7 protein-coding genes, 1 pseudogene and 1 other annotated feature are annotated in these 7,010 nt (G+C 39.0%); of the genes and pseudogenes, 4 read left to right on the forward strand and 4 right to left on the reverse strand.

Annotated features, from left to right (window positions below; genetic code table 11):
• The 4 genes from FTU50_RS14680 to FTU50_RS14695 all read right to left on the reverse strand — a co-directional run.
• Window positions 1-140: transposase (locus FTU50_RS14680; protein ID WP_151760684.1), on the reverse strand; the 140-nt coding region annotated here is incomplete at its 3' end.
• Between the two features lie 121 nt (window positions 141-261).
• The gene (locus FTU50_RS14685) at window positions 262-552 is read right to left on the reverse strand and encodes an addiction module antidote protein (protein WP_004969304.1); all 291 of its coding nucleotides are present in this window, start codon (window positions 550-552) and stop codon (window positions 262-264) included.
• Between the two features lies 1 nt (window position 553).
• Window positions 554-850, reverse strand: a complete 297-nt coding sequence (locus FTU50_RS14690; protein WP_004647749.1) for a type II toxin-antitoxin system RelE/ParE family toxin — start codon at window positions 848-850, stop codon at window positions 554-556.
• Window positions 851-1,285: 435 nt separating this feature from the next.
• Window positions 1,286-2,368 (reverse strand): hypothetical protein, encoded by a 1,083-nt coding sequence (locus FTU50_RS14695; RefSeq protein ID WP_004969299.1) that lies wholly within the window; start codon window positions 2,366-2,368, stop codon window positions 1,286-1,288.
• Between the two features lie 168 nt (window positions 2,369-2,536).
• Here FTU50_RS14695 and FTU50_RS14700 point away from each other — a divergent pair, with 168 nt between their 5' ends.
• The 4 genes and pseudogenes from FTU50_RS14700 to FTU50_RS14715 all read left to right on the forward strand — a co-directional run.
• Window positions 2,537-3,862 (forward strand): ISNCY family transposase, encoded by a 1,326-nt coding sequence (locus tag FTU50_RS14700; RefSeq protein ID WP_179989167.1) that lies wholly within the window; start codon window positions 2,537-2,539, stop codon window positions 3,860-3,862.
• A 466-nt stretch (window positions 3,863-4,328) separates the two neighbouring features.
• Window positions 4,329-4,895, forward strand: coding sequence for a recombinase family protein (locus FTU50_RS14705; protein WP_006581699.1), 567 nt, complete (start codon window positions 4,329-4,331; stop codon window positions 4,893-4,895).
• A gap of 182 nt (window positions 4,896-5,077) precedes the next feature.
• Window positions 5,078-6,311, forward strand: a pseudogene (locus FTU50_RS14710) (IS3 family transposase).
• Window positions 5,367-5,483 (forward strand) — a sequence feature (AL1L pseudoknot). (Overlaps the previous pseudogene by 117 nt.)
• 322 nt (window positions 6,312-6,633) lie before the next feature.
• The coding region (locus tag FTU50_RS14715) for an MFS transporter (protein WP_180063744.1) at window positions 6,634-7,010 on the forward strand (377 nt) is incomplete at its 3' end.

A 7,010-nucleotide genomic window follows, 5' to 3' on the forward strand; every position in this document is an offset into this window, starting at 1 on the left:
AATCCATGTTGCAAAGCGACTGAAGCAATTGAAACGTCCGGTGCTTTACAAGCCTGAACGATCTGCTGTTTAAATTCAGCACTGTATGTTCTTCGTTTTTTCGCAAGAGATGCGATGGATGTCTGATGATTTGTAGTCATAAATTTAAGTCCCCACTTGTTTCTAAGTGGGGACTAAATTAAGGCTTATAGGATGAATTCAGAAGGTGTGTTCAGCGGACGCTTACCCTTTAGCTCCCATTTTTACTATATTTTTAAAGTTTTAAGCGTGTTGTACTGTGAGTTTTAAGCCTAAAGCATTTACTACACGATTAATCGTATCAAAACGTGGTGCTGAATCCTGACGTAGGGCTTTGTAGAGTGCTTCACGCCCAATCCCTGCTTCTTTAGCGATTTGAGTCATGCCACGAGCTTTAGCAATAACACCAAGTGCATGGGCTAATTCAGCTGGATCATTTTCTTCAAGAACCATATTGAGATACATCACAATGTCTTCTTCAGTTTTGAGCGACTCAGCCATATCAAAACTTGGTAAATCAGCGACTTTAACCATTTTAATCCTCCAATGTTTTCGATAGTTTGACTGCCCGATCGATGTCTTGTTGTTGAGTTGATTTATCTCCACCACCAAGCATTACAATCACAACGTCACCATGTTGGATGTAATACATCCTCCATCCAGAACCGAAGAATTCTCTCATTTCCCAAACGCCATCTTGGAGAGGTTTAATGTCTCCCCAGTTTCCACGTTGAACCTTATCTAATCGACGATTCAGGCGGATACGGGTCATATTGTCTTTAATGCCATCCAACCATTCATCAAATTCTGGAAGACGTTTAATTTCAATCATGAGGATTCCTTATCTTCTCACTATATTGTATTCGATCGAATACAATATGCAAGTAATTTATACGAACATCCATTAATTTCGTATAACACCATTATGTTAAATACATAATTTTTTTGGTTAAAATTTAAACTTTTTTACTGTTTTTCAGGCAAGATGCATATTTTTTTGAAGCCATACTTTCCTTGTCAGATGTTCAAACATTTTAAGGAGAAAGCAATGACACAAACAGCGAATGATCAACGTGCTACAGTAAAAAATCCTAATAATATTCAACATGCGCAGAATCAGGACAACCGTAGCCGACAATTGAATCCTAATCATAAACCTACGAAATCTAAATAAGGATGAAAACTATGAGCACAGCAGGTTGGCCTAGTACTACTGGAAATCCATCAGGTGGTGGCCGAGACAATAATCCACCTCGTAAATAAAAATTTATTTATCTTGTAATATCAATTCAGAAGGCCAAAGATATTGGCCTTCTGAAGGATATTTCTTCAGGAAGGCTTCCCATATCACGATAAAATCTTCTGATGTAGCTAACGTAGAAACGCTGGCTGTTTTTTGAAAATGTTTATAATAAAAGTCTTGCCAAAAATATATTAACCATAGGCCAGCTATGGCATTAATACTTTCAAACCACTTATCTTCTGGAAGTTCATTTTTCAGGAATAAATAATTCTCTTCTGAGACTTGTTCATAAATTTCATCATTTTTAAACTCACCATAAGGTAGACCTAGGAACTCATAGACTTCATTCAAGTAGCATAGTCTTCTGTTTTCTCTAACTTTTTTAATTAGTTGTATAAATTCTTTAATTTGTTCATCTTCGAGAGAAGGATCTAACCATTGCTCAAAACCATTAGTTGGAGGAATAGTCTTCAGAATCTCGACTTTATGTCCTTTTGTTGCTTCAAACTTTGCATTTATCTTTAAGATAAATAAAAGAAAATCTGTAAAAGTTTTTGATGGGAAGTATGGTCGTTTATTTTTAAACTTAAACTTTAATGCTTGGTTTAGTGAGATTGATTGGAATCCCCACTTCTTAGAAATTAAATGATCTAAGTGAATTAAAATTAGCAGTATATTGACGCCAGAATTTCTAAGCATCTCATGACTAATAATATTCTTTAAATCACCGTTAAAGCTAAAGTTATTTACCAGAAAATCATGTAGTTTGCAGACATCTTCATATAAAAAATTATTTTTTTCTAATTCTGAAAATAGCTTTATATGCTCATTCCAATAAAAAAAATCGTTATTCTTAATTGGATATAGTTCTAAGATTTTTAAGCAGTATGCAAAATTATAGTTTTCTTCATCTACAGCTAAAGAAGTTGCTGAATTAAGTACGAAAAACCCCATTTCTGAAGCAAATTCGGATTTAATTTTAACTTTAGCTATTTCATCATTTTTAAATGGAACATTAGTATATTTTTTCTCAATTTTACCTAGTTTCTTAGCCAGGTTTTTATCCATATTTTTCAATATTAAACAGTAGAATTCTAAAGGATTCATGGATGCCCTAATTTTTTAAAAAATCTAAAATTAACATAATACACCTTATACGAAATGCGTTTGTAACTCCAAAATAGAAATGTCCGGTTTCTCCAAAGTAAAAATGTCCGCTTTTAGAATATGCGCTTTTGCGATTATCGAAGCGGACGGTTTGATATGTTGGTGTCTATGTCGGATAAAGAACTTAAACGATTGTCGGTCGTGCAGGAAATCTGCGATCAACGCATAACTCAATCCCAGGCTGCTCAGCTACTTCATATTTCAGAACGTCAGATCAGGCGTTTACTGCAAAAATACAAAGCTCAAGGCCCAGCTGCATTAGCCCATGCCGGTCGTGGTCAAACCAGCAATTCCAGGCTTCCTGAAGAACTCAGGCTCAAGTGCCTCAATATGGTTGCTGAGCAATTCCATGGTTTCGGACCCACTTTAGCGCATGAAAAGCTGACTACCATTCATGGATTCGATATTTCAGTGGAAACCCTGCGTTCCTGGATGATTGCAGCCGATTTATGGATTCCTCGCTCCAAACGCCTGAAACGCCCATATCAGCCTCGTTATAACCGGGACTGTTATGGTGAACTGATCCAAATTGATGGCTCACATCATGACTGGTTTGAAGGAAGAGCCCCTAAATGCTGTCTATTGGTGTTTATCGATGACGCCACAGGAAAATTGCAGCACTTACGCTTCTGTGAGTCAGAATCAGCCTTTGACTATATGATTTCAACACGTTTGTATGTTGAGCAGCATGGTAAGCCTTTAGCCTTCTACAGCGATAAACATTCAGTCTTCAGGGTGAATCAAAGCAGCAAGAAAGACACCAAGATTACGCAATTTGGGCGCGTACTCAGCACCCTGAATATCGATATTATCTTCGCTAATTCACCACAGGCCAAAGGCCGTGTAGAACGAGCCAATAGAACGCTTCAGGACCGTCTGATCAAAGAAATGCGCCTGGAAGGCATCTGTTCGATTGAACAAGCGAATGCCTGGCTACCCTGCTTCATTGAGCAATTCAATCAGAAGTTTGCCAAGATGGCCTTTAATCCCAAGGATCTACACCGGACTGTCACTGAAACAGCCGAAGAATTAGATGATATTTTTACCTGGCGTGAACCCCGCAGAGTCACGAATAGCCTGACGATTACTTATGATAAATGCGTATATCTCCTGGAAAACACGGAAGAAAACCAAAGATTGATTAGTAAGTATCTTGAGTTCCTGGAATACCCGGATGGTACAGTCGCGATTGAATATCAGGGAAGAAAAATCAATTACAGCATCTTCGATAAATTAAGTCAGCTTAACCAGCGAGAGATTGTTGAGAATAAACGTTTAGGTGCAGTTCTCAATCATATTCAACAACAGCATGAAGAATTGGAACAGCAAAACAAACGTAATCGTTCTCAATCTATGCCAAGCAGACGTGCACAGAAGACAGTAATCAAAGAACGAAATCTGAATCCTGTGCTTGACTTGGAAATGTCTGTATAGGACATTTCTATTTGGTTTTAAGGTAGGACATTACTACTTAGGAATAACAGCGTTATAATTCTCTATAGAAATCAATGCTGTAGTTTCTAGTTGATAGCCCATCTTCCCCAAGGTGGGCTTTTTTTATGATTTTTCACGTTCCACGCTTATTATTTAATCAAAAGACCTCTTGCGAAAGTATAGTTTATCTAATTTTTGAATTGGCTAAAACCTCATAAAATATAGCTTTTGGCTGCTTAAAATTTGACTAACGCAAGAATTCTAAAGTTTCTCAACTTTGATTAGCTCAAATAAATACCATTTCTCTTTTTCTAGGTCTCTTTAAATCACGAATTATGTAACTATAGAGTATAGCCTAACGGAACAAAATAAAGTCTTAAAAAGCAACTCAAAAACCGTATTTATAGACTTAATATTTAATTTCGGTACAATATGTATTTAATTATCTAAACTCTAACGGTACAGAATGCCTAATCAGGTCGGATATATTCGAGTCAGTTCAACTGAACAAAATACTGAACGTCAATTAGATGGAATCAGCCTGGATAAGACCTTTACTGAAAAGGCAAGCGGTGGTAGCCGTGAACGTCCTCAGTTAAATGCAATGCTCGACTATCTGCGTGAAGGTGATACGGTGCATGTTCATAGTATTGATCGTCTGGCACGTAATACAAATGATCTGAACGAAATTGTGAATAGTCTGAATGATCGTGGTATAACCATTATTTTTCATAAAGAGAATTTGACCTTCAGTCATGATGTAGCACAATCGGCAATAAATAAACTCATGTTTCAGATGCTTGCTGCATTTGCAGAGTTTGAACGCTCCATGATCCGTGAGCGTCAAAAGGAAGGAATTGCAAAAGCCAAAGCGAAGGGCTTATATAAGGGAAGAAAGCGGAAGGTTGACTATGTTGAAATACGAAAAGCAATGGCTGAAGAAAATTCAACATTTAGAGGTGTTGCAGAAAAGTTTAAAGTAGGGATAGCAACAGTACAAAGAGCTTTAAAAGAAGAAACTAATAATCAATAAGGTTGATTAATGAAGACGCTTAGATATTCAAATTTAGAAAAGATCATGACCATTTATACTGAAATTTCTACTTATATTACATTTCATAATGCGACTGGTTTAACAGATATAAATAAATCAATGGAAGATTTTTGAACCGTACCGGGTTTGTCGGAGACCAAGCTTTCTGAGAGAATGTCCCGATGAAAAAAGTAAAATATACCCCTGAAATCAGAGAAAGAGCGGTTCAATTATTGATTGAATCCGAGAAAGATTATCCATCGAATTGGGCTGCGATCACCGCTATTGCTCCCTGAGCAGTATACTGCGCAAGGGTTGTACTCCTGAAACACTACGTGTTTGGTATCAAAAATATTTAGATAAACAAAATCCAGTTAAAGTACAGCAGCTTTCAGACCAAGAACGTATCAAACAACTCGAACGCGAAAATAAAGAACTGCAACGCGCCAATGAAATTCTACGTAAAGCAGCCGCTTTTTTCGCCCAGGCGGAGCTCGACCGCCCACACAAATAATGGTGGATTTTATCCATAATAATAAAGAGCTGTACGGAGTCGAGGCGATTTGTAGAATTTTACCGATCGCACCTTCAACCTATTACCGGACTCTAGATCTCTGTGAAAATCCAGAACATCGAGCAAAGCGAGATTTACATGACTTGCATCATGCTGAGGAGATTAAACGAATTTGGAAGGAAAGTTCAGGTCGGTATGGTGTACGTAAAGTCTGGCAAAAACTGAAACGTGAAGGCTATATTATTGCGCGCTGTACTGTTGCTCGATTAATGCAAAAGCTAGGTATAAAAGGTGTTTGGCGTGGTAAGAACAAACAAACCACCCGTAGCCGAGATGATCAAAAACGAGCGGATGACTTGGTAAAACGTAATTTTACTGCTGATCATCCTGACCAACTGTGGGTGAGTGACTTTACGTATATTCAAACAAATTCAGGCTGGGTTTATACTGCATTTATTATTGATGTGTTCTCACGAGCAATTGTTGGATGGAAAGTATCGACACGGATGAATACAGATATGGTGCTCGATGCATTGGAGCAAGCATTGCATGATCGAGGCATGCCAAAGAATGTGATTCATCATTCCGACAGAGGTGTGCAATATCTTTCCATTCGCTATACCAATCGTTTAGAAGCAGCAAATTTACGAGCATCAGTCGGTACGACTGGTGATTCATACGATAATGCTTTGGCTGAAACGGTGAATGGCTTATACAAAACAGAGGTGATTGAATATCTAAAAGCAGATTGGCAAGGTTTAGCGGATGTACAACTTGCGACACTAAATTGGGTAGATTGGTTCAATAAAGAGCGTGTACATAGTGCACTAGGTTATGTATCACCTTTTGATTTTGAAGCAATGTACTATGATAAGATTAACCCGTTAGGTCAGGTGGCCTAACTTAAATAAAAAACTCTCCGACAAACCCGGTACGGTTCAGTTGATTGAATTATAGGGGCTATCAATGCGAGTTGGAAAATCAAAAAAAGAAGCTTTGGCTTCTTTTTTTTTTGATCATCTAATTGCGAAGCAAAAGATAATCGGATAAAATGTAGCAATTCATATTCGTAAGCGTGGAGTAATCAGATGGGAAATTCCAAGTCATCAGACAAGTAAGCCGCAACAACCAGTATTGTTGTTGCGGCGCTCTGTAAGGCTAGTCTCATCTGATTGCTGACGAGCAGACGTCGCCCGGTATTCCTTAATCGAGGGTTGATTCGTCATGACCACCACACGCCCCGCGTGGGCCTATACGCTGCCGGCAGCACTGCTGCTGATGGCTCCTTTCGACATCCTCGCTTCACTGGCGATGGATATTTATCTCCCTGTCGTTCCAGCGATGCCCGGCATCCTGAACACGACGCCCGCTATGATCCAACTCACGTTGAGCCTCTATATGGTGATGCTCGGCGTGGGCCAGGTGATTTTTGGTCCGCTCTCAGACAGAATCGGGCGACGGCCAATTCTACTTGCGGGCGCAACGGCTTTCGTCATTGCGTCTCTGGGAGCAGCTTGGTCTTCAACTGCACCGGCCTTTGTCGCTTTCCGTCTACTTCAAGCAGTGGGCGCGTCGGCCATGCTGGTGGCGACGTTCGCGAC

This window comes from Acinetobacter sp. YH12112 (genome assembly GCF_013418945.1).
In the GTDB taxonomy this organism is placed as follows: domain Bacteria; phylum Pseudomonadota; class Gammaproteobacteria; order Pseudomonadales; family Moraxellaceae; genus Acinetobacter; species Acinetobacter indicus.

Coding starts and splice junctions, on each gene's coding strand:
- FTU50_RS14685 (WP_004969304.1), bottom strand. CDS start 552: ATGGTTAAAGTCGCTGATTTACCAAGTTTTGATATGGCTGAGTCGCTC.
- FTU50_RS14690 (WP_004647749.1), bottom strand. CDS start 850: ATGATTGAAATTAAACGTCTTCCAGAATTTGATGAATGGTTGGATGGC.
- FTU50_RS14695 (WP_004969299.1), bottom strand. CDS start 2,368: ATGAATCCTTTAGAATTCTACTGTTTAATATTGAAAAATATGGATAAA.
- FTU50_RS14700 (WP_179989167.1), top strand. CDS start 2,537: ATGTCGGATAAAGAACTTAAACGATTGTCGGTCGTGCAGGAAATCTGC.
- FTU50_RS14705 (WP_006581699.1), top strand. CDS start 4,329: ATGCCTAATCAGGTCGGATATATTCGAGTCAGTTCAACTGAACAAAAT.